The sequence below is a fragment of the Pedobacter sp. Bi27 genome, from assembly GCF_918698255.1.
GTDB lineage: Bacteria > Bacteroidota > Bacteroidia > Sphingobacteriales > Sphingobacteriaceae > Pedobacter.
On the sequence record NZ_CAKKMW010000003.1, the window covers coordinates 98,218 to 120,412 of the forward strand.

The 22,195-nt window shown below is 39.8% G+C and carries 17 protein-coding genes; 12 read left to right on the forward strand and 5 right to left on the reverse strand.

What is annotated here, in order from left to right; all coding sequences use genetic code 11:
- The first annotated feature begins 223 nt into the window (after nucleotides 1-223).
- From LQ227_RS10555 to LQ227_RS10575, 5 genes are all read left to right on the forward strand, one after another.
- The gene (locus tag LQ227_RS10555) at nucleotides 224-2,359 is read left to right on the forward strand and encodes a S9 family peptidase (RefSeq protein ID WP_230144338.1); all 2,136 of its coding nucleotides are present in this window, start codon (nucleotides 224-226) and stop codon (nucleotides 2,357-2,359) included.
- A 571-nt stretch (nucleotides 2,360-2,930) separates the two neighbouring features.
- On the forward strand, nucleotides 2,931-3,296 hold the full coding sequence (locus tag LQ227_RS10560; RefSeq protein WP_230144339.1) for a hypothetical protein: 366 nt from the start codon (nucleotides 2,931-2,933) through the stop codon (nucleotides 3,294-3,296).
- A 107-nt stretch (nucleotides 3,297-3,403) separates the two neighbouring features.
- Nucleotides 3,404-6,430 carry a SusC/RagA family TonB-linked outer membrane protein gene (locus LQ227_RS10565; RefSeq protein WP_230144340.1) on the forward strand — a complete coding sequence of 1,009 codons (3,027 nt, stop codon included), beginning with the start codon at nucleotides 3,404-3,406 and terminating at the stop codon, nucleotides 6,428-6,430.
- Nucleotides 6,431-6,448: 18 nt separating this feature from the next.
- Nucleotides 6,449-7,954 (forward strand): RagB/SusD family nutrient uptake outer membrane protein, encoded by a 1,506-nt coding sequence (locus LQ227_RS10570; protein ID WP_230144341.1) that lies wholly within the window; start codon nucleotides 6,449-6,451, stop codon nucleotides 7,952-7,954.
- A gap of 151 nt (nucleotides 7,955-8,105) precedes the next feature.
- Nucleotides 8,106-8,777 carry an epimerase gene (locus LQ227_RS10575; protein WP_230149302.1) on the forward strand — a complete coding sequence of 224 codons (672 nt, stop codon included), beginning with the start codon at nucleotides 8,106-8,108 and terminating at the stop codon, nucleotides 8,775-8,777.
- Between the two features lie 87 nt (nucleotides 8,778-8,864).
- Here the strand turns inward: LQ227_RS10575 and LQ227_RS10580 are convergent, their stop codons facing one another.
- Nucleotides 8,865-9,623, reverse strand: a complete 759-nt coding sequence (locus LQ227_RS10580) for a M57 family metalloprotease (RefSeq protein WP_230144343.1) — start codon at nucleotides 9,621-9,623, stop codon at nucleotides 8,865-8,867.
- Between the two features lie 308 nt (nucleotides 9,624-9,931).
- Here LQ227_RS10580 and LQ227_RS10585 point away from each other — a divergent pair, with 308 nt between their 5' ends.
- Together LQ227_RS10585 and LQ227_RS10590 are read left to right on the forward strand one after the other, a co-directional pair.
- The gene (locus LQ227_RS10585) at nucleotides 9,932-10,249 is read left to right on the forward strand and encodes a hypothetical protein (protein ID WP_147303081.1); all 318 of its coding nucleotides are present in this window, start codon (nucleotides 9,932-9,934) and stop codon (nucleotides 10,247-10,249) included.
- Between the two features lie 135 nt (nucleotides 10,250-10,384).
- Nucleotides 10,385-10,909, forward strand: a complete 525-nt coding sequence (locus LQ227_RS10590; RefSeq protein WP_051691638.1) for a DinB family protein — start codon at nucleotides 10,385-10,387, stop codon at nucleotides 10,907-10,909.
- An 89-nt stretch (nucleotides 10,910-10,998) separates the two neighbouring features.
- On the opposite strand, the gene LQ227_RS10595 is transcribed toward LQ227_RS10590, so the two are convergent.
- Nucleotides 10,999-11,178, reverse strand: coding sequence for a hypothetical protein (locus LQ227_RS10595; RefSeq protein WP_057931837.1), 180 nt, complete (start codon nucleotides 11,176-11,178; stop codon nucleotides 10,999-11,001).
- A gap of 212 nt (nucleotides 11,179-11,390) precedes the next feature.
- Nucleotides 11,391-12,092 carry an SAM-dependent methyltransferase gene (locus LQ227_RS10600; RefSeq protein WP_029274984.1) on the reverse strand — a complete coding sequence of 234 codons (702 nt, stop codon included), beginning with the start codon at nucleotides 12,090-12,092 and terminating at the stop codon, nucleotides 11,391-11,393.
- A 279-nt stretch (nucleotides 12,093-12,371) separates the two neighbouring features.
- Between LQ227_RS10600 and LQ227_RS10605 the strand changes: the two genes are divergently transcribed.
- Nucleotides 12,372-14,213, forward strand: coding sequence for a DUF6600 domain-containing protein (locus tag LQ227_RS10605; RefSeq protein WP_230149304.1), 1,842 nt, complete (start codon nucleotides 12,372-12,374; stop codon nucleotides 14,211-14,213).
- Between the two features lie 527 nt (nucleotides 14,214-14,740).
- Here the strand turns inward: LQ227_RS10605 and LQ227_RS10610 are convergent.
- Entirely contained in the window at nucleotides 14,741-15,364 is a 624-nt protein-coding gene (locus LQ227_RS10610; protein WP_230144345.1) for an HAD family hydrolase, read from the reverse strand.
- Between the two features lie 52 nt (nucleotides 15,365-15,416).
- Here LQ227_RS10610 and LQ227_RS10615 point away from each other — a divergent pair, with 52 nt between their 5' ends.
- The 4 genes from LQ227_RS10615 to LQ227_RS10630 all read left to right on the forward strand — a co-directional run bounded on the left by LQ227_RS10615 (nucleotide 15,417) and on the right by LQ227_RS10630 (nucleotide 19,020).
- A complete protein-coding gene (locus tag LQ227_RS10615) occupies nucleotides 15,417-15,671 on the forward strand; it encodes a YtxH domain-containing protein (protein WP_230146651.1) in 255 nt (84 codons plus the stop codon).
- A gap of 63 nt (nucleotides 15,672-15,734) precedes the next feature.
- Entirely contained in the window at nucleotides 15,735-17,135 is a 1,401-nt protein-coding gene (locus LQ227_RS10620; protein ID WP_230149306.1) for an MBL fold metallo-hydrolase RNA specificity domain-containing protein, read from the forward strand.
- A gap of 123 nt (nucleotides 17,136-17,258) precedes the next feature.
- The gene (locus tag LQ227_RS10625) at nucleotides 17,259-17,945 is read left to right on the forward strand and encodes a class I SAM-dependent methyltransferase (RefSeq protein ID WP_230149309.1); all 687 of its coding nucleotides are present in this window, start codon (nucleotides 17,259-17,261) and stop codon (nucleotides 17,943-17,945) included.
- A gap of 70 nt (nucleotides 17,946-18,015) precedes the next feature.
- The gene (locus LQ227_RS10630; RefSeq protein ID WP_230144349.1) at nucleotides 18,016-19,020 is read left to right on the forward strand and encodes an LLM class flavin-dependent oxidoreductase; all 1,005 of its coding nucleotides are present in this window, start codon (nucleotides 18,016-18,018) and stop codon (nucleotides 19,018-19,020) included.
- A gap of 98 nt (nucleotides 19,021-19,118) precedes the next feature.
- Here LQ227_RS10630 and LQ227_RS10635 read toward each other — a convergent pair whose 3' ends face one another.
- A complete protein-coding gene (locus LQ227_RS10635) occupies nucleotides 19,119-21,893 on the reverse strand; it encodes an outer membrane beta-barrel protein (protein ID WP_230144350.1) in 2,775 nt (924 codons plus the stop codon).
- Nucleotides 21,894-22,195 lie beyond the last annotated feature (302 nt).

Consider the following 22,195-nt stretch of genomic DNA (forward strand, 5'->3'; position numbering starts at 1 on the left):
TTGTCATTCTGAACGCAGTGAAGGATCTTTAAAAAGATGGATGGTGATGTTAATACGAGGTGTGGAGTGGATTGTGTAAAAAAGAAAAAATCAAACTTTTGCCATTTGCTTTTTCTCTTTGGGCCCTTTGCGGTTAATAGAACGATACATCATGGAAATTATATCAAGATTAATACCTGCCATTTCCTAAAACAGTCTTATTTTTAGCGCAAGATTAACTAACATGATGAATAAATATTGGCTTACCGTAACGGCTTGTACTTTGGCCATTACAGCAAATGCCCAGCAGAAGGCTTTAACCGTTAAAGATTATGAAAGGGCGGAAAGTTTTATGGGCTATAATACTGCAAAGTATATCGACAATGCCAGCGTGCAACCTAACTGGCTGGACGGCGATAAATTCTGGTACACGACTAAAACCAATGGTATTGAACAGACTTTTTTGGTAGATCCGGTAAAGAAAACAAAAACTTTAACTACCGATTATAAAAGCAGTGCAACGCCACCGCGTCGTGGAGCCAGCCGGAATGAAGTTCTATCTCCCGATGGGAAAAAAGCCATTTTAATTAAAGATTATAACCTTTTTGTTAAAGAGGTAGCCACTGGAAAATTAACACAATTGACTAGTGATGGTATTAAAGATTATGGTTATGCTACCGATAATGCGGGATGGAAACATAGCGATGCACCAATTTTGCGCTGGTCGCCAGATTCGAAAAAGATAGCCACTTTTCAACAAGACCAAAGAAACTCAAAAGATATGTATCTGGTAACCACGAATGTGGGTGCGCCAATATTAAAAGCCTGGAAATATCCTTTACCTGGCGATAAACAGATTGCAACCATTAGAAGAGTTGTGATTGATGTTGAAAACGCAAAGATGGTTTCGTTAAACATCCCTGCAGATCAACACCGCGCTACCTTAAGCGATGATATTTCGAGCAGTGGTACTTTTGATGATATCGATTGGAAAGCCGATGGCACTGAAGTGGCATTTTTGTCTACCTCCCGCGATCATAAAAATGAAAAATTCCGTATTGCCAATACCACAACTGGGGCCGTTCGCGAAGTTTTCGAAGAAACGGTAAAAACACAGTACGAATCTGGTCAGGGAACCATCAACTGGCGTTACCTTCCAGCATCTAAAGAGATTATCTGGTATTCGGAAAGAGATAACTGGGGCCATTTATATTTATATGATGCTACCAACGGAAAATTGAAGAACCAGATTACCAAAGGCGATTTCGTGGTTACCCGTTTAGTTAAAGTAGACGAAAAAACACGCACGCTTTACTTCATGGCTAACGGCCGGGAAAAAGGCAATCCTTATTTTAGTCATTTATACAAAATCGGTTTCGACGGAAAAAATTTAGCATTGTTAACCCCTGAAGAAGGTAACCATCAGGTGGTATTTTCTCCAACGTTCGAATATTTTGTAGACACTTATTCGCAGCCAGATGTACCAGCCGTTACGGTTTTAAGAAGTATCAGCAGTAAACTGATCAACACCTTAGAGAAAACAGATGTATCCAGGTTAACTGCTACAGGCTGGAAAGCACCTGTCCCGGTTTCTGTTAAAGCCAAAGATGGTAAAACCGATATCTACGGACTGGTTTTCACACCAACAAAAATGGATGCAGGGCAGAAATATCCGGTAATTGATTATATTTATCCAGGTCCTCAGGGCGGTAGCGTAGGTAGTTGGTCTTTCGCTGCTTCACGGGGTGATAATCAGGCTTTGGCCGAGCTGGGCTTTATCGTTGTGGTAATAGAAGGAACCAGTAATCCAGACCGCTCTAAAAGTTTTCATGATATGAGCTATGGCAATATGGCTGAGAATACTTTGCCTGATCAGATTGCGGCTATCAGGCAGCTCGCTGCTAAATATCCCATTGATACGACAAAAGTAGGTATCTGGGGGCACTCGGGCGGAGGTTTTGCGACTGCTGCGGCCATGTTCCGTTATCCGGATTTCTTTAAAGTAGGAATTTCCGAATCAGGTAATCATGATAACAGAAACTACGAGGACGATTGGGGCGAACGTTACAATGGTTTAGTAGAAAATGCTGATTATGAAGCACAGGCCAACCAGAACTATGCTAAAAACCTAAAGGGAAAACTGATGTTGGTTCATGGTATGATGGATGATAATGTACCGCCTTACAACACGCTATTAGTAGTGGAGGCATTAGAAAAAGCAAATAAATCTTTCGATCTGGTTATTTTTCCAAATAGTGCACATGGCTATGGCGAATACTCACCTTATATGACGCGTCGCCGTTGGGATTACTTTGTACAGCATCTTTTAGGAGCAGAACCACCTAAAGACTATCAAATGAAAGGTCCTTCAGCAAGATAATTTTTTTTGAGGCTGTATGTATAACTACATATAGCCTCAATGTTTTAACATCACCCAGATCCGCTCTCCATTAAAATAGATTCTTCAGTTATGTTTTGTGAAACAGAATTTCTGAAATATATCCACCACCTTTTTAAAGATCCATTTATAATTTAAATGCACGAGTAGAGAGGTTACTTAAATCTCCTCGATCAGGCCAATTGGCCAATACCCTCCTTTCTTAACTATCGACTAAGCTTTTTGATCAGCTATTTCTTGAGTTGTAGTTTTTGTGGGTTTCAACAGTTATATCTTTTAACTGTTATTCCGGCTTAAAACAGGCGTCATGTCGCAATCCTTATATCAGTTCTTTCGGCCCATAACGGATACATTGGGCAATTTATCGCTATAAATAATTTCAAATTTTATGGTTTTGTATGATTTATAGCTTATATTCATACTATAAAGTCAATATTGCGCGTAGGTTTAACTATTTGCTGTTGACGATTAATCATTACATTAACCTAGTGCTAAACTAAATGACAGTAGCTTTGGAGCCATGATATGGACCGGGCTTATTGTATCAAAAATTATGGAACAACCTGAACTGTTCATCATTTTATATCCTCCATTCTCTGTCATTACCGGCCAGCTGCGGCCCGTATTCAAAAATATAATATATACAAAAACAAAAATACCAGCCTGGCAGAAAGATGCCGTAGTTTATTGCCTTAACAAGATAAGTTTTAAAGGCCATCGAAATCGTGTTGACAATTACCAAAATATGCTTGCTGAGTCCTATTTGCCCATAAATTGGGACAGATATGAGCTAAAAATAGCTTATTGTTTTGTTGTCATAAATGTCGGGAACGATCCCAGAAATTTTGAATTGCCCAATCCAGAGCGGGCATTTACCAATGGAGCCATTCATTGGCGCCAGTCATCAATTGCAGTGTAATCAAGTAAATATCAACATAAAACCGAAAACCATGAAAAAGACTCCGCCCTAAATTCCAGTATAAATCTCTTAAAAGCCTAATTTCTAACCAATTATAATAAATCACTATGAACATCATTTTACCAGGCAATTGGTCTGTTTTGTCTTTGAAACAGAAATTGTATTCACTAAACAAACTCATCAGTTTAAGTTTCTTAATACTTTTATCCAGTACGGCAGCCTTTGCCCAGATCACTGTAAAAGGTATTATATACGATACCGATAAAACGCCTTTAGCCGGCGCAACCTTGCAGATAACGGGTACAAACACCAAAACACAAAGCGACGCAGAGGGTAAGTACCAAATCACTGCCCCAAACGGAACAAGCCGGCTAACAGTAAGCTTTGTAGGTTACGAGTCGCAAACGGTAAGTATCAACAATCAAACCCTGCTTAACATTACTTTAAGTTCGCTCAATAACCTTGAAGCTGTTGTGGTTATCGGTTATGCATCTGTTAGAAAAAATGATTTAACAGGTGCCGCAACAACCGTATCGGCCAAAGATTTTAATAAAGGCCCGTTAAATGCGCCAGATCAATTGATACAGGGTAAAGTTGCGGGTGTACAAATGATCAATAACAGTGGGCAACCGGGTGGTGCCTCTACCGTTCGGATAAGGGGTAATTCTGCCATTACCGGAACAGGGCAGCCCCTTTATGTAGTAGATGGGGTAGCACTTGACGGAAGATCGGCCAGGCCATCAACAAGCGCCGGTATCGGTACAGCGCCCGATGGCAATCCTTTAAACTTTATCAATCCGGCCGATATCGAGTCGATGGAGATATTGAAAGATGCATCGGCTACGGCAATTTATGGTTCGCGTGCTGCTTATGGTGTTGTTTTGATTACCACTAAAAGAGGCAAATCTGGAGAAACCAAAATTGATGTAAGCGCCTCGGCAGGTATAAGCAATATTGCTAAAAAAGTTGATGTTTTAACGGGCGATGAGTACCGTGCAGCATTATCGAAATATAACCTTAACACAGGTAACTTCGGTACCAGTGTTGATGCATTGGATGCGATTACCAGAACTGCGTACAACCAAAATTACTCAGTTGGCATAAGCGGTGGCACCAACGGCAATACCTTCCGCGCTTCACTCGGTTATCAAGACCAGCAGGGGATTATCAAAACAACCGATTTTAAAAAATACAGTGCAGCCTTTAACGGTAATTTCAAATTTTTGGAAAGTAAAAAGCTGGGACTAGACATTAACATGATCAGCAACCAGTACCTGGAAAGTGTAGCCCCAATTACTACTGATGCAGGTTTCACGGGAAGTTTAATTTCTCAGGCACTATCGTGGAACCCCACACAGTCTTTTTATAATCCCGATGGAAGTTTATTTATCGATTACGGTTCTACCACCATCAACCCTTTGGCAGCCTTGGCCGCAAATAACGATAAATCGAAAGTTTCGACGATTTTAGGAAGTGTTTCACCATACTATAAAATTACACCCTGGTTAGAATACCGCATGCTGGCCAGCGTTAATTACAGTACCGGTATCAGAAGAGCTTCTACCAGAAGTACGTTAAATCTGCAGGGTATCCAGCCATCGGGAACTTTTCTGGGCGGATATGCCAGTTACTCCAATAACGAGCTGATTACCCAACAGTTTACTAATACCTTAAATTTCAACAAAGAGATTGTTTCTAAGTTAAATCTAAACGCAATCTTGGGTTATGAATATTCGAATTTTATCAACAAAGGCGCAACCAATACCGCAACGGGTTTTGGCGATATAGCCGCTGATTATACAGATGCTTTTCAAACAACATCGCCCGCTAACCGTACGTTTTCTACTTTCAACAACCCTACAACAGAGTTACAGTCATATTTTGCAAGAGCAATTTTTAATTACGACAACAGGTATATTTTAACGGCTACCTTCAGGGCAGATGGTTCAACTAAATTTGGTAAATCGAACCGTTATGGTTACTTCCCTTCTTTTGCAGCAGCCTGGGATATTAGGAAAGAAAATTTCATGGCCAATACTGCATGGCTGGATCAGTTAAAATTACGGGTTGGTTATGGTAAAACTGGTAACCAGGATTTTCCATCCGGTTCTGCACAGCTCCGTTACGATTTTGGGAATGCAAATGGCTCACCAATCCTAACCCCAATCAACAATGAAAATGCTGATTTAAAATGGCAATCGGATAAACAGACCAATATTGGGATTGACTTTGGACTGTTTAAAAGCAGGCTAACAGGATCAATAGATTATTTCAATAAAACAACCAACGATTTACTGTTTCCACAGATCTCATTCTCTCCTGCAGTTGGAGGCAATGTGCCTACCTGGGTAAATTTACCGGGCCAGATTATCAATAAGGGCTTAGAATTAACCTTAAACGGTATACTGATCGATAAAGACAACTTCACATGGAGCTTAGGCGGTAATGCTACTTTTATCAACAATAAAGTGCAGAACATCACTAGCATTATTAAAACGGGTTCGTTGAACGGACAAGGTTTGAGTGGTGTAACTACTGAGGTGATCCAAAACGGTTTGCCTTTGTTTGCGATGGTTACCCGCCAATATAATGGCTTAGATGCAAACGGATTTTCGATTTATACCGATGATGGTTTTACCACTTATTATGTAGGCAACCCCAATCCGAAAGTGATTTTGGGACTGAGTACAAACCTGAGGTATAAAAAGTTCTCACTAACAGCAAACTTTAATGGTTCATTTGGTCAGGATATTTACAACAATACCGCAAACTCAGTATTGGCGATATCTAATTTGGGCGCGCAAAGAAATATTTCTGCTGCCTTGGTTAACCAGCCGATTACCGAATCGCTTGCCAATCCAATTGCGGCTTCATCGAGATATATCGAAAAGGGCGATTACCTAAAACTGGCCAATGCAACCCTCAATTACAACATTGGCAATATTGGTAAAACAATCAAATCGCTAAATATTTATGTTAACGGACAAAATCTATTCGTGATTACCAAATACACAGGTTTTGATCCTGAAGTGAATGTGAACAAAGGTATAAGCGGGGTTCCTTCGGCAGGTATAGATTATACGGCTTATCCAACGGCCAGGACTTTCAATTTTGGTGTTAACTTTTCTCTTTAAGCTTTTAATTATAACAACATGAAAAATAAATATATTCTCGCTTTTGCGATGGCTGCCATGAGTTTTTCTGGCTGTACCAAGTTAGATGAGGGCCTGAATGGCCAGGTTGGCAGTGGAGCCGTATCATCGGGCAATGTTGCCGGCGTACTTGGCGCTACTTATGCTGCAATGATCGGCCCTTACCAGGCCCCATGGAACTGGTCTGCTTTACAGGAAGTAACATCAGATGAAATTATTGTGCCTACACGTGCAGGCGATTGGGACGATAACGGCGCCTGGCGTTCATTGCATTTGCATAAATGGGCTCCGGATCATAGCCGGATATCGGATGTTTTTAGGGATTTAAATAGTATCTCTTATGTAGCAACAAGTGTTTTAAATGCGGGGCCAACTGCTGATCAAGCCGCACAGGCCCGTTTTTTACGGGCATTTTCTCAATTTTCTGTTTTGGATGGCTGGGGGCAGGTTCCGTACCGCGATCCCGGTGAAGGTGTTACCAAACCCTCGCGCGTGAGGAATGCAGCTGATGAAATTGCCTACCTCATTAGTGAGCTAAATGCAATTATTCCGAATTTACCAGACGGTCCGGCAAATGTTGCCAATAAGAATGCAGCCAGAACGCTTTTAATGAAAATTTATCTCAATAAAGGCGCTTTCTTAAATCGCAGCGCGCCAACTTTCGATGCTGCAGACATGGCTAAAGTAATTTCTCTTGCCGATGAAATAGGCGCAGGAGGTTACGTATTAACGCCAAACTATTTTGATAATTTTTCGCCAACGAATCATCTTTCGAAAGAGAATATTTTTACCGCTCAAAATATAGGTGGTGTAAATGGCAGCGACTTAGATGGTCAGTGGAAATGTACCACACATTATAACCAAGATCCAAGTGGTTATAACGGTTTCTGTACCTTATCCAACTTCTATTCAAAATTTGAAGCAACTGACAAAAGAAGAGGCGGGCCTTATGCCGGCCAGACTGAAGTTGCTGGTGTTCGGGTGGGGTTTTTGGTTGGTCAACAAGTAAATGGGAAAGGAGAGTCTTTAAAAGATAGAAAAGGTAATCCTTTAGCCTTTACACCCGAGGTAAGCATTGTAGAAAGAGACCCGAACCATTTGGAAGTGGCGGGTATCCGGGTGATCAAATATCCGATTGATTATGCCAATTCAGGATCTAAAAAGCCTGATAATGATTGGGTTTATTTCCGCTATGCGGATGTGTTATTAATGAAAGCCGAAGCACAGTTAAGAACCGCGCAACCTGCTGCAGCATTGACTATTGTGAATTCGATCAGAACGGTAAGGGGGGCTTCCATTCTGCCTGGCTTAACATTGGATATTTTATTGGATGAACGTGGCCGTGAACTGTACTGGGAAAGTTTTAGAAGACAGGATCTAATCCGTTTTGGGAAATTCCTGGCCGCTTGGCAGGAGAAACCTGCTAGTGAGGCAAAATACCTGCTTTTCCCGATTCCAGAAAATCAAATCGGTAATCCAAATCTAACACAAAACCCCGGATATTAACATTTAGTAGTTATAAAAAGAGGCTGTACCGCTAATGGACTAACAATTTCCATTCGGTTCAGTCTTTTTTATTTTTAAAGAAATGTATCCGATTTTATAGTTCCCAAACAAAGACTACCTTACAACCGTTTTATTAAAAAGTATCAAATTCATGGGAAAAGCCAGAGATCAGAATAATGTAATCATAACCGGTGCCACAGGAATGGTTGGCGAAGGGGTGTTAATGCAGTGCCTAAACTGCCCTGAAATTGATACTGTTTTAGTGATTAACCGCAAGCCATGTGGTTATAGCCATCCAAAGCTTAAGGAGATTATCCATCCCGATTTTTTCGATTTTTCGCCGATTGAAGAACAACTTTCAGGTTATAATGCCTGTTTCTTTTGTTTGGGGATTACTTCAGTAGGTGTTGATAATGCTACCTATTACAAAATGACTTATACGCTAACCATGCATGTTGCAGAAACGTTAAGTAAGCTAAATGAGGGGATGACTTTTTGTTATGTTTCTGGCGGGGGAACCAATGAAAATGGACGGTTGAAATGGGCACAGGTGAAAGGTAAAACAGAGCGTGATTTAATGAGATTGCCTTTCGGGCAGGTGTTTAATTTTCGCCCGGGTTTTATTAAGCCGCTACCAGAACAGAAGTACGCGCACAAATTTTATAAATATATTAATTGGTTATTTCCGATTGGAAGGGCCGTTTATCCAGGCGGGTTTTGCACCATGGCCGAACTGGGCAATGCCATGATTAATACTTTAAGCCATAATGGCGAGCGGAGGATTTTAGAAGGAAAAGACATTATTGCCCTATCAAAAGAATAAGCCCGGGTGCTACAATGAGTTCCCGGGCTTGTTAATTATCAGCTCCTTATAGACCAGTTTAGGTTTGTTTAGTTGTTTTTCGTAAATTTAATATAATGCTGCAACAGCATTTTTATCTTTTGTTGATAATACAGTGGCACCTGATCCACATTGGCCGCCATTCATAAGAGATAAGGCATCTGTTCCGGTAACACCAGGAACATTTGTAGCTGTAGATTCGCCCTGAGCTGACCAATTTGTATGACGTAAGGAAATATTATGACCAAATTCATGGCATATTGTTCTTGCACGTTGCGCAAATGAATTGCCTGCAATATAGTTTTTATTGATTCTAACCAAAGCACCTGCACTTCCGCCAGATGGGAATTGCCCTGAGCCACAAACACCATTTCCTAAATTTTCATCTTTTATCAGGATGTCATAAGGGGCTGTAGTTACGGTGCTGAAGCGCAAAGTGGAATTTGGAACAGCGTTCCATTGCGCAATAGCACTATTGATCTCGCTGCTCATAGAAGTCATAGACGGATCTACAAAAATTCTAATGTTTAGCTTTTTAGTGCTGTTTACAATGCTTCCAGTATAATACTGTTCCGTTTTAGCTCCTGCGCCATAAGCAGGGATTTCCATGTTTTTAGGGAATGTAATATCTTCTTCTACGATAAATTCATTTCCATTATCAACAATACTTGTTGCAGGGAAGCCCAGGTCTTTAATGTACTGCAAAACTTTGTCTGAATTTTTTACTGTTTCTTGAGGCTCAGTAATCGATTCCTGATTTTTTTTACAGGCTGCAATTACCACTGCCACCATGGCAACGATGGCAATCTTTTTTAGATTATTTTTCATGAAGTTTAAGTTAGTTAAGTCCTTTCGGAGCTGATAAACAAATGTAACAGAACTTGTTACATTAATTTTGGCTGCAGGATAATTTTACACGAAAACTTAATTAATATGCTTTGTAATGTTTTAAAGTTATGTTTGTATTTGAAAATTTACATCAACAATCTGTTTTATCGATAATATTTTAGTTAAATAAGAGTTGTCAAAGAAAAACAAGACTCATTCCATGTCGCTTACCAACCAAAAAAAACATACTACCGGTTAATTCTTCTTACCTTGCCAAATTATGGCCAAAAAAGCCCAAATTTTATAATATGCAAAATGAGAGTATAGCCTTACAGGCGAAAGTGTTTTTATATCATTTAAACAATGCCAACAACGAAAATGGTTTTCGGGCCAAAGAATCGTGGAAGTTCAGCCAGGTAAGTGAGCAGGGAAAGGCAGAAATAGAGCACGATTTCTTCCCTACGGTTTCTGTTCAGGTAGACCCAAAAAAGATACATGATTTTGCAGCAAGCGTATTATCGCAGCTTAAGGAACAACCTAAAATTAATGTGCCAGATCTTAATGTTAGTATCCAAACCGGATCAGAATATTTTATTGCTTTTTCTCCTGACAGGATGATCAGGTAAGAGGGAAAATACATGGAAATGTAAACTGAAATGAAGAAAACACTTCATTTTAAAAATATTTTTATGTTGATTTTTACACTGCCATAGGGTTGTCAGTCGCCTGTGTTTTCTTTGTGTAACTAAAACAAAAAAGACATGGTACAGGAACAATTATTCGCAGAAACAATGGAAGAAACTTCCCTTGTGTATTTAATGAAAAATTATGCAAACTATAATTTCTGGGCAAATTTAACCTTGGTAAATTGGTTAAAAAATCATCCGGAAGAATTATTGGAGCAGGAAGTATTATCGAGTTTTAAAAGTGTGAAGTTAACGCTTGCCCATATTTTGCAGGCACAGGAGTATTGGTATTCGATTCTCACTAAAACCGAATTCGAATTTCGCGAATATGGAAGTTTGAATGATATTTTTAATGCGCTGTTGAAACAGTCAGAAAACTTAGCCGTTTATATTACTGCAATCAGTGAAGATAGATTTAATGAGAAAACAGAAATTCAAAGCCCTTGGTTTACTTCCGACTTTCAGAATTTTGAATATGTGTTACATGTTTTCAACCACAGTACCTACCATCGTGGCCAGATCATTACCATTTGCCATAATTTAGGAATAACAGGTGCCCCTATGACGGATTATAATTTCTATAATGTAATGGCGAAATAAAATACCATTTGTTAAAATAAAGGCTTGTCGGAAAATCTCATTTAATATGGATCTCCGACAAGCCTTTTTGGTATAGTAGCTACCTACTATTATTTTTTATTATCGTATTTTCTTTGATTGTCCTTGTTGGAAGTTTGATCTGACCGTTGGCCGCCTCCATTGGTTATTCCCTGGATTTTTTTATCTGTTTTAACATCGTGGTTAGCCCGGTCAGCTATTGAACTGCCCTGAACCGTTGGATTGTTTTTTGGTGTGCTCGTATTTTTCATAACTCAAAGATTTAGTCAATAAATTGCAAAGCGCTATGATAACAACCAATGTATAATCGGATATGTTTTGATTTTTTGAAATTCAATATTTCTCATGGCGTAGCCCGTCATTCCCAACTTAATTGGGAATCGTAATGCAATAGGCCTTAAGATTAGCTTCGCTGAGCAATCGTGGTTCCCTCCTTCGAGGGAATGACACTCGGCCAAAGAACTTAGTACAACAAAAATATCGTAGGCTGTTTATGAAGATCTATTTCTTCTTTGCGCCAATTATAAACACTTTGAGTTTTAATAAATTCATCTTCTGCAGTAAGATTGCTGGCTACACAAACCTGCGTATTAGGTTTGCAGCTTTTCAGCACTTCTTCAAAAAGCTGGTTGTTCCGGAAAGGGGTTTCGATGAATATCTGTGTTTGTTTATAACGGCTTGCCGATAAATCTAAATCTTTAATCCGTTTGGTACGTTGCTCTTTATCGATCGGTAAATAACCCCAAAAGGCAAAACTCTGGCCGTTAAAACCTGAGGCCATTAAAGCCAGCAAAATTGAACTTGGGCCTACCAATGGCACCACTTTAATGCCGCGTTTATGTGCTTCGGCAACAATATCAGCTCCAGGATCAGCAATGCCCGGGCAACCGGCTTCGCTCATTAAGCCTACATCTTTTCCAGCAGCAAGCTCAACAAAAAACTGACCTAAATCTGTCCGGTTATGTTTGCCATAATCGTGTACGATCAAATCTTTTTGTGGTGTTTTTAAACCAGCCTCTTTCAAAAACCGACGGGCTGTCTTACTGTTTTCTACAATGTAAGTATCAATCTGGTTAATGGTATCAACCAAATAAGGGGTAAAAGTTTTATGTGCTACCTCTTCAGCCAATGGTACGGGAATAAGGTATAAAGTGCCTTTTTGCATGCTACAAAAATACTCACAATAAATAGAATTTAAGTTCTAAAGTTTACAGTACTGGCAATATAATCTCTTTTGTGAACAAAGGTGTAGCAAATTTTATTTCAAACTGACTTATTTTCTGCACAATTAAAATGTGCTTAAAACGTTAAATATTAGTTAAATATGCCTCATAGGGCAATATTTGAAGGAAAACACAGAAACTATGCATGCATATTAAACCTTCTGCAGTTTTGGTTCTCTAATTGATACACACACATTAGGTTATTAAAATAAAACACACAAATGAAAACACTGAAATCTACGGCACTTGTGCTGGGGCTATTTGCGCTCCTTGCCGGAACCACAACCCTTGTCAGGGCACAAGACTATCAAAACGATTACCAGGACGATGGTTATAGCACTGGCAATGTTTCTTTACAGACTTTTTACGATGAACTTTCGCCTTATGGTACCTGGATACAAGATCCTCAATATGGATATGTTTGGCGCCCTGATGTAGATCAAAGCGAATTTCGGCCATATTATACAAACGGACGTTGGGCGATGACCGAATACGGTAATACCTGGGTTTCCAATTACGACTGGGGCTGGGCACCTTTCCACTACGGTCGTTGGGTAATTAACAGTTACAGACAATGGATCTGGTTACCTGATACCAATTGGGGGCCAGCCTGGGTAGATTGGAGAAGTGGAGATGGTTATTACGGATGGGCTCCAATGGCGCCAAGTATTAGTATAAATCTGAGCTTTGGCCGTCGTTATTCTGTGCCAGAATTCTGTTGGAACTTTATTCCACAGCGTAATATCTATATCAATGTATTCCCAAGATATGATTACGGGCGCAATAATGTATATATCCGCAATACCACCATTATCAATAATACTTATGTTTATAACAGAAGAACCTATTATGGTGGCCCAAGGGTAGAAGATATCAGACGTGCAACCAATAGGGATGTAACTGTTTACAGATATGCGCAAAGTTCAAGACCTGGCGCAAGTAGGGTTGGTGGTAGAGAGGTTTCTATTTACAGACCTAGACCAGAGCGTAATGCTGATAACCGTAGTGCAGCACCAAGAAAATTTGAGCAGGGTAATGCTGGCATTAGCAGGGGTGGAAGGAATGAAGGTTATACCAACCGCGATCAAAGAGGCGGTAATAGCAATAATAACGATAACCGTTTTGGATCCAGAGGAGATAACCGTACCGGGCAACCTGATAGGAACAACGGCACTATAGGCAGAGATAATAATAATCAGCCTAATAACAGAGGCGAAGGTTATAATAGAGATGCTAATGGACGTGTTAGCCGTGGCAATACCAATGGTATAGACGGAAGAAACGGACAGGAAAATGTAAACCGCGGTCAGGATCAGCAACGTTTGGAGCAGATGAGACAGCAGCGTACACAGCAAGACCGTATGAGCCAGGATCAGCAACGTACACAGCGCGATGCTCAAAGCCAGCAACGTGGCCAGGCAGACCAACAGCAACGTGCGGCTCAAATGGAGCAACAAAGGGCACAGCGTAATGAGCAATTTCAGCAACAGCGTACGCAACGTGATGCTCAGGCACAGCAACAGCGTAATGAGCAGATGCAACAGCAACGTTCACAACAAGCGCAGGCGCAGCAACAGGAAAGGACTCAACGAGATGCACAGATGCAACAGCAAAGAAATGAGCAAATGCAACAACAACGTGCGCAGCAGGCTCAGGCTCAGCAACAAGAAAGAGCGCAACGTAATGAGCAGATGCAACAGCAACGTTCACAACAAGCGCAGGCGCAGCAACAGGAAAGGACTCAACGAGATGCACAGATGCAACAGCAAAGAAATGAGCAAATGCAACAACAACGTGCGCAGCAGGCTCAGGCTCAGCAACAAGAAAGAGCGCAACGTAATGAGCAGATGCAACAGCAACGTGCACAACAAGCACAGCAACAACAGCAGGAACGTGCACAGCGTGATGCCCAGGCTCAACAACAAAGAGCACAGCAGCAGCAGCAACAAATGCAACAAAGACAAGAACAAAGAAGAACGGAAGCACCACAACAACAGCAACAAAGAGGTGGTGAAAGAAGCGGCTCTGAAGGAGGAAGACCATCAAGGGGTGGTAGAGGATAGATTGATAAGTCCCGATGAAAATCGGGACTTTTTTATTTTATATACTTTGTAATCTTAAAATAAGAAGTAAGGATTTGTTCATTCTACTGTTTTGGAAATGAACATTCAGTATTGCTTTGGGAACAGCAGTCCCGTTATCCGCTATAGCTCCGATGAAAGATCGGAGGCTGCCGCTGCTACCAGGTTTAGAAACAAAGTTTGTTCAGCTAAGCACCCAGCCAAAAATAGCACCACTTAAGAGCCACTTAGACCCGATTGAAGTGAACATCCCGATCCTTCATCGGGATAAAACGGAAAGCGGGAGGGAACCTAAATAGTTGCAGAAAACCGCTCTCCTAATAGAATAGATAGGTCGTCATTGCGAGGCACGAAGCAATCTTACAACTATCGCTACTAGCGAGTGCATTAAGATTCCCAATCGAGTTGGAATGACGACTCCTCGCAGCCAATCATTTGCAAAAAAAATCGTTTATATCGACTTTTAAATTACCCCTCAGGGTGACACAACAAGAAAAATATGGTTTAGATTATTGTTCCGCCGCTGCATGAAGGCCACTTAAATCAGTTCCCCTAAAAGTACTTTCTGCATTTGGGTGCAGGTTTTCGGGATCGAGTAAAAAAGTAGCTATCCCGAGTTCCAGACCAAATTTAATTTCCGATTCTGCATCATCACCTATAATTAAAATATCATCCGTGTTTAAGGTGTATTTATCAATCAATAATTTAAAAGCTTCCTTTTTATTGGTGGTCGAAACATCCACAACATGTACGGCTTCAAAATCATCAGCAATGCCCAACATCTTTACTTTTGAGGTTTGCTGTTTCGTGAAACCTGCCGTTACAATAAATTTCCGGCCTTTAAGACTTTTAATGTAATGATAATCATCACTTGGGTTTAAGGGTTTCGTTACCTGGCGGTTTTGCAAATAAGCAAGTATATCGGGCATTAATTCTTCGCTAAAGCCATATTTTTTGGCCACTTTTTGAAAAGGTGTTCTAAGCATGTCTTGTTTTGCAAGCTGAAAATCTTCTTTACTGATCCCTAAATCCAAACTTTCCAGGAAATTGTATAACTCACCCATTAACTGTTCTTCATTTGGTTTGGTAAAATAAATGGTATTGTCTAGATCGATAAAAAAAATGTGCTTCATTTAAATGGAATGATTTATGTTGTAATAAAAGCAAAACAACAAGTGCCAATTAATGTTTAATTATTTAAAGAATAAAGTTATGACAAAGGAAACAAAAATTATAGTAGGCGTATTAGCTGGAGCAGCACTTGGTGCAACAATCGCATTGGCATTATCTTCAGATTCGACAAGCGATTTAAAAGGTAAAGTATCAGATTTTTTTGCTGATCTATTAGACGCTTCAAAAGAAAAATTAGCGGGTTTAACAGATAAAGCTACAGGTGTAGCCGATAAGGTGAAAGATAAAATAGCAGAAATAAATGCATAAAGAATTGGAAGTGCCGGAAATATCCGGCATTTTTATTCTATATATTTTCTAACCACCATCTTGATGAACATTGCTTTTCATGGTGCCGCCCGTACTGTTACGGGGAGTAAGCACCTTATTACCTTAAAAAACGGTACCCAGATATTATTAGATTGTGGCTTATTCCAGGGAATGGGCCATGTTACCGATAAATTAAACGACTTTTTTGGTTTCGACGCCAAAAAGGTTACTTACCTGGTTTTATCACATGCACATATAGATCATTGTGGCTTATTGCCCAAATTGGTTGCAGAAGGATTTGAAGGTAAGATTTTCTGTACTTCGGCAACTATGGATCTGGCCCGAATTTTAATGATGGATTCTGCCAAAATCCAGATGCAGGACGCAGAATTTTCTAACCGCCATCTGCGCGAAGGCGAAGAAATGGAAGAACCGCTTTACACCGATGAAGACGTTACCAAAACGCTTAGTCAGATGAAGATTGTGGAGTATGAAGAAGATTTCGAGATTGAGGCGGGAATTCGGTTAAGGTTTACTGATGCAGGCCATATTTTAGGCAGTGCTGCGGTACATCTTACCATTACAGAAGAAGGAAAACCTACACGGATTACCTTTTCTGGCGATGTTGGCCGTTATGGCGACCTGCTTTTAAAAAGTCCGCAGCAGTTTGATCAGGCCGATTATATCTTAATGGAATCAACTTATGGCGATTCGCTGCATAAAGATCTCGATCCGATCGAAAACATGCTTTTAGAGATCATTAATCATACCTGCAAAATAAAAAAGGGCAAAGTAATTATTCCTGCCTTTGCTGTGGGCCGTACCCAGGAGTTACTTTATGCTTTAAATGGCTTAGAATTAAAAGGTAAATTGCCTGATGTACCTTATTATGTAGATAGTCCACTATCATCAAAAGCGACTGAAATTCTTAAAAACCACCCTGAAGTTTATAATAATGGGGTTAAAGAGATTTTAAAGGTAGATCATGATATATTTGGTTTTAAAGGCCTGCGTTTTATCGAAAGTGTAGAAGAATCGAAAGCTTTAAATGCCGATCCCAGGCCATGTGTAATTATTTCAGCGTCGGGTATGGCAGAGGCTGGTCGGGTTAAGCATCACATCAGGAACAATATTAATAATCAGAAAAACACCATTTTAATGGTGGGCTATTGTGAACCTAACTCGCTTGGCGGTAAATTAATTTCCGGACAAAAAGTAGTTGAAATTTTCCGTGATGAATATGAAGTTAAAGCCGAAGTGCGATCGATAAAATCGATGAGCGCACATGGCGATTATGAAGATTTACTGCGTTTTTTATCAGGTCAGGATCCGGCTAAAGTAAAACAGCTGTTTTTGGTACATGGAGAATATGAAGTACAGCAGCATTTTGCCAGCAGATTGAAAGATGCAGGTTTTAAACATGTGGCTATTCCCGAATATCATCAGGTATTTGAGATTGAATAATTTTGAGGTGCAGGTCTGGATTTGTAATCCGGACCTTTATTCTCCAGATTTGTAATCTGGTTTTTTGATTCCTCATTTTCTTTAAGCTTTAGTCTTTCAGCTTTCCTCCCTATCTTTGTCCACATGGATGTTTTTGGTAAAGCGTTAACAGATATTTATAGAACCGGCGAGGCTGATACGCTTTGGTTACACAATTCGTATGGCGAGCCAGAAGAAATGCCTTTAGAATTCTTCTTTCGTGATGATGAAGATATGCCCGTATTAGAACTTCAGGCATTACATATGTGCAGTGGGAAAGTATTGGATATTGGTGCCGGTGTTGGCAGTCATGCTTTACTTTTACAGGCTTTTAATATCGATGTAACAGCTATTGATATTTCCGAAGCAGCTGTTGATATTATGAAAGACCGTGGTGTGAAAAAAGCATTCATACAAGATGTTTTTACCTATCAGGAAAAATTCGATACGATTATCATGCTCATGAACGGCATCGGTTTAACCGGAACTTTGCCTGGTTTTAAGAATTTTCTGATCAAGCTAAAAGAACTCATCAATCCCGATGGACAGGTAATTTTCGATTCTTCTGATATTGCTTACTTATACGAAGATATGCCGAAACCGCAAAACCAATACTATGGCGAGGTATCTTATCAATATGAATATAAGGGCGAAAAAGGCAATTGGTTTAATTGGATTTATATAGATGAAGAAACCATTAAACAGATTGCTAAAGAGACAGGATGGAATGCTGAATTGATTTTTGACGATGGCGAAGATCAGTATTTGGTCAAATTGACTTTGGCGCAATAATCTAAAAGTCATAAAGCTTTTCGAACTCACGTTTTAAATAAGCAGGCTCATAAATTTGTTGGATACGAATATGAGCAATACGAAAATTAAACTAAGTGTGTTAGATCAATCGCCGGTTCGCAAGGGTGTTACCGCCCGTCGTGCCATTGAGGAAACCACTATACTAGCACAAGAAACCGAAAGATTGGGATATCACCGTTTCTGGGTTTCAGAACATCACAATACCACCAGTTTAGCGGGTTCAACGCCCGAAATCTTAATTGCCCATTTGGCCAATCATACCAAAACTTTAAGGTTAGGTTCTGGCGGTATTATGCTGCCTAACCATAGTGCGTTAAAGGTTGCAGAAAGTTTTCGTTTGCTGGAGGTGATGCATCCCAGCCGGATTGATCTGGGCATGGGCCGCGCACCAGGTACCGACCGCATTACGGCTTCGATGCTTAATCCATCAAACAATTGGAGTGAGCAGGATTTTGTAGAACAACTGCGTGAGCTGCAACATTACTTGCATGATACCTCTGATGGGGGTATCCAGGCCAAAATAAAAGCCATTCCCATTGCTGAAACTGTTCCGCAACAATGGCTTTTGAGCAGCAGCGGGCAAAGTGCCTTATTTTCGGCCCACTTTGGAATGGGCTTTTCTTTTGCGCATTTTATTAATCCGCATGGAGGGCCACAGGCTGTTCGATACTACAGGGAACATTTTAAGCCTTCGGTTGATTTGGCAAAACCCGTTGAAAACGTGGCGCTTTTTGTTTTCTGCTCAGAAGATGAAGAAAAGGTAAAACAACAGGAGGCTTTAATGGCTTACCGTTTTCTCCAGCTAGAAAAGGGTGGAGGTTTAAGTGCTGTAGGTTGGAACGATATTAAGGATATCAGCTATAACGCTGCAGAGCAGGAACGGATTAACGCAAATAAGCCACGAATGATTTACGGTACCCCTGCGGTGATTAAAGAGCGGCTTACCAAATTGGCTGCCGATTATGATGTTAATGAACTGATGGCAGTTACCATTACCGAGCATTTTGAAGATCGGATAAAATCTTACGAGTTGCTTGCGGAAATGTTTTTGTAATGATAAATCATTTCCATGGTCTGTGTCTCCACAGACAATTATGAAGGGTTTCAAGCCAAGAGTTTTTACTGTGGTCTGTGAAGACACAGACCACGGGATTAAAAATTAAAAAACGTTTGTCTGCCGCCAACTTTTTGGCCGAAGTTTTGGATATTATAAGTAAGGGTAAGCATGCCATATCTACCCAGGTTATTACTCTGTGTATCGATAACGCTATTGCCCGTAATCTGGATGTTCCTACGGACATTGCTCTGCAAAATATCATTCACCGAGAATTTTAATTGCGCCCTGTCGTTTTTCATGAAAAGGTAAGTAAGAGCGGCATTCCAGAATTTGATGTTATTGTTATATCCGGCGATTTTTTGATCATTGATGGTTAAAGCATAACTGGTTTCGAAAACCAGTTTTTTGGGATAACGGATAATCAGTTCGGATGTGCTTTGATGGGTATTGTAGCTAATGTTAGTGTAATAGCTATCCTCGTACCTACTGCGATTCAGGTTTACCGAATACGACTGGTTAATTTCTACCTTATCGTTTAGGTTTAACCTGATACTCCCATTAGGCCCTACATAAAACACATTTGCATCGCTCTCAATATTATTCACAATAACTGGACTATGATCAAAATTGGCCCAGAAGCCTAAACCTACTTTTAAACTTGTTTTATCTTTTTTGAAATCTTTCGAAATATTGGCCCCTCCGCTAAAATTATAGATGCCATTTTTGTTAACGGGATTAATCGTTTGAACTCCGTTATTTATGGTGATAGTGTTAACAACGCCATTTTTTGTGAAACTGCCATAACCGTATAAATTATAATTAATCATGCTCTTAGGGTCATATTTATACATATTCATGCTTAAATTCTGCATACGGGCAGGTAATAAATTTGGGTTTCCATTTCTGATGTAAAATGCATTGGTATTGTTGGCCACAGGCTGAAGATAACTTACATCAGGCTCTGTAAAACGGGCAGAATAATTAAAGCGGAATATTTTATATTTTAATTGGAAGGTTGGCCATATAAAATTATAACGCTGATTAATATCAACGGTATTGGTAAAGCGGTTGTTTAACGAAATGTAGTTGTGTACCAATCCCGGTTGAAGGTAAAGATCTTTGGTTACTTTGTATCCCAGACTGATGTTTGTATTGGTTTTAAAACCGGCCTGTTTAACAGTTTGCGATAAATCTGGCACAACAATATCGTACAGCTGGTTAGCCGGATTGCGGTAAAAAGTGCTTAATGCATTTTCGTTATTGATGATGTTTCCGCTTACATCTGCTTTAAAATTTAGTTTTTTGCTAATTGGTTCGGTATAATTGCCATAGAAGTAAGACCTGAAATTATCAATGGTATTATTCCTTAACTGATCAACTTCTGAAGTAGATGGCGTAAGGTAAAAAATACTACTACTCCTGTTGTAATTGATAATTGGGTTGGGGGTTGCAGAAATATCGGCTCCGATATTGAAAGATCTTCCTGCCTTTTTAAAATCCTTACTAAAATCGGCCCTCAACTGATATTTGTTGCTCGAAGTATTGAGGTCATTCAAATTTTTGAGGGTATTAATGAGCTGATTATTCGCATTATTGTTGCTTGAGGAAACCTTACTCACCGAATTGTTGGAGCTGAGCACAATTGCCGGCTCTATGGTCAGTTGTGTTAAAGAGTCGATTTGCCAATCTAATTTTCCACCAATATTGTGTTTTAGAATAAGAGAATTGGTATTTTCACTGGCGTTGGTAATCAATCTGTCAGTACCTAATGTTTGGTTGGTATTGGTAAGTTTCTCCAGAAGGTTATCCGATCGGCCGAAGAAATATTGAGTATTAATTTTGATCCCTTTTTTGGTTAAAGTGTTAAAATTAAAACCACCACCCGATGAAGCCTGAACGCCATTATAACTTCCGCCAAAATTAATACCGTTGAACTCAAAATAACCTCCTGAGGTCATCATCATGGAGTTTACACCGCTTCTGCTAAATCCACCTATCCGTTGCACATCATTGGGGTTAAAGCCTGGCTGATTGATGTTGTTGCCATAAGCCAATATACTTACCTGTGTAGTATCTCTAAAGAAATTCATTAATCCGCCGGCCTGATACAGGTCTTTTAAACCTCCACCAGCATACAGTTTGCCAAAAGCTCCTTTTTTAATGGCTTTTTTCAATTTTAAATTGATAATCTGTGGGATTTCTGCTGCCGTTAAATCCGGATCACGTCTTTTGGCTTGTTTATCATCAACCACCTGCACCTTATCTATAATATTAGCGGGTAGATTTTTAGTCGCAATCTGCTGGTCGCCACCAAAAAACTCTTTTCCGTCTACTAAAATTTTACTAACTGTTTTACCGTTAACCTGTATAGCGCCATCGGCTGCAATAGCAACGCCTGGAAGCTTTTTTAACAGATCTTCTACCACCGCTGATGGGAGGGTTTTAAAGGATTCTGCATTGAATTCAATAGTATCTTTACGTACAATTACAGGTGGCCTTTCTCCCGAAATTACAACCTCGTTTAGGTCGTTTGCTTTAACGGAAAGATAGAGAGTGCCCAAATTTAAGGTGGGATTGGCTGCAGTTAGTTCAACCTCTTTCCGATATGTTCCATACTGCCATGCGGTTACCACTAAACGGTATCTTACGCCTATGGTTAAGCCATTGATTTTAAAAACGCCTTTGTCATCCGATAATTTATAAGTGCTCAATATGCTATCGCCAACTTTATATACTGAAACCGTTGAGTAATTTAAGGTGGTTTTGTGATTGGCACTATCGGCTAAAATTCCGGTAATGCTTCCGTTTTTTTGTGCAAATAAATTAAAAATAGCTAAGGTAAAGGCGATTGAAAGTAAGAGTTTCTTCATGTATATTTTAAATAAGCAAGCTAAAATTAGGCGCTATGTTTTTACGGTACAGATAAATGTGATGAACGGTATAAAAAATGTGATAGACTAAAAATCTGGCTTGGTTCGTTATAAGGCGTACAGGCTGACTAAACGTTGAACCAAATCAAAACAACTAATCTTTTAGGTAAAAGTAGTTGCCTAAAAGTATTTTTGCAAATACTAAACGAAAAAATTACATAATGCTAAAAAGAGGAGCTGGAGAAAAAAGGGATTTCAACGGCTCAGTGTTCATAATTAAAAGTTTGTAATGGCGACTTAAA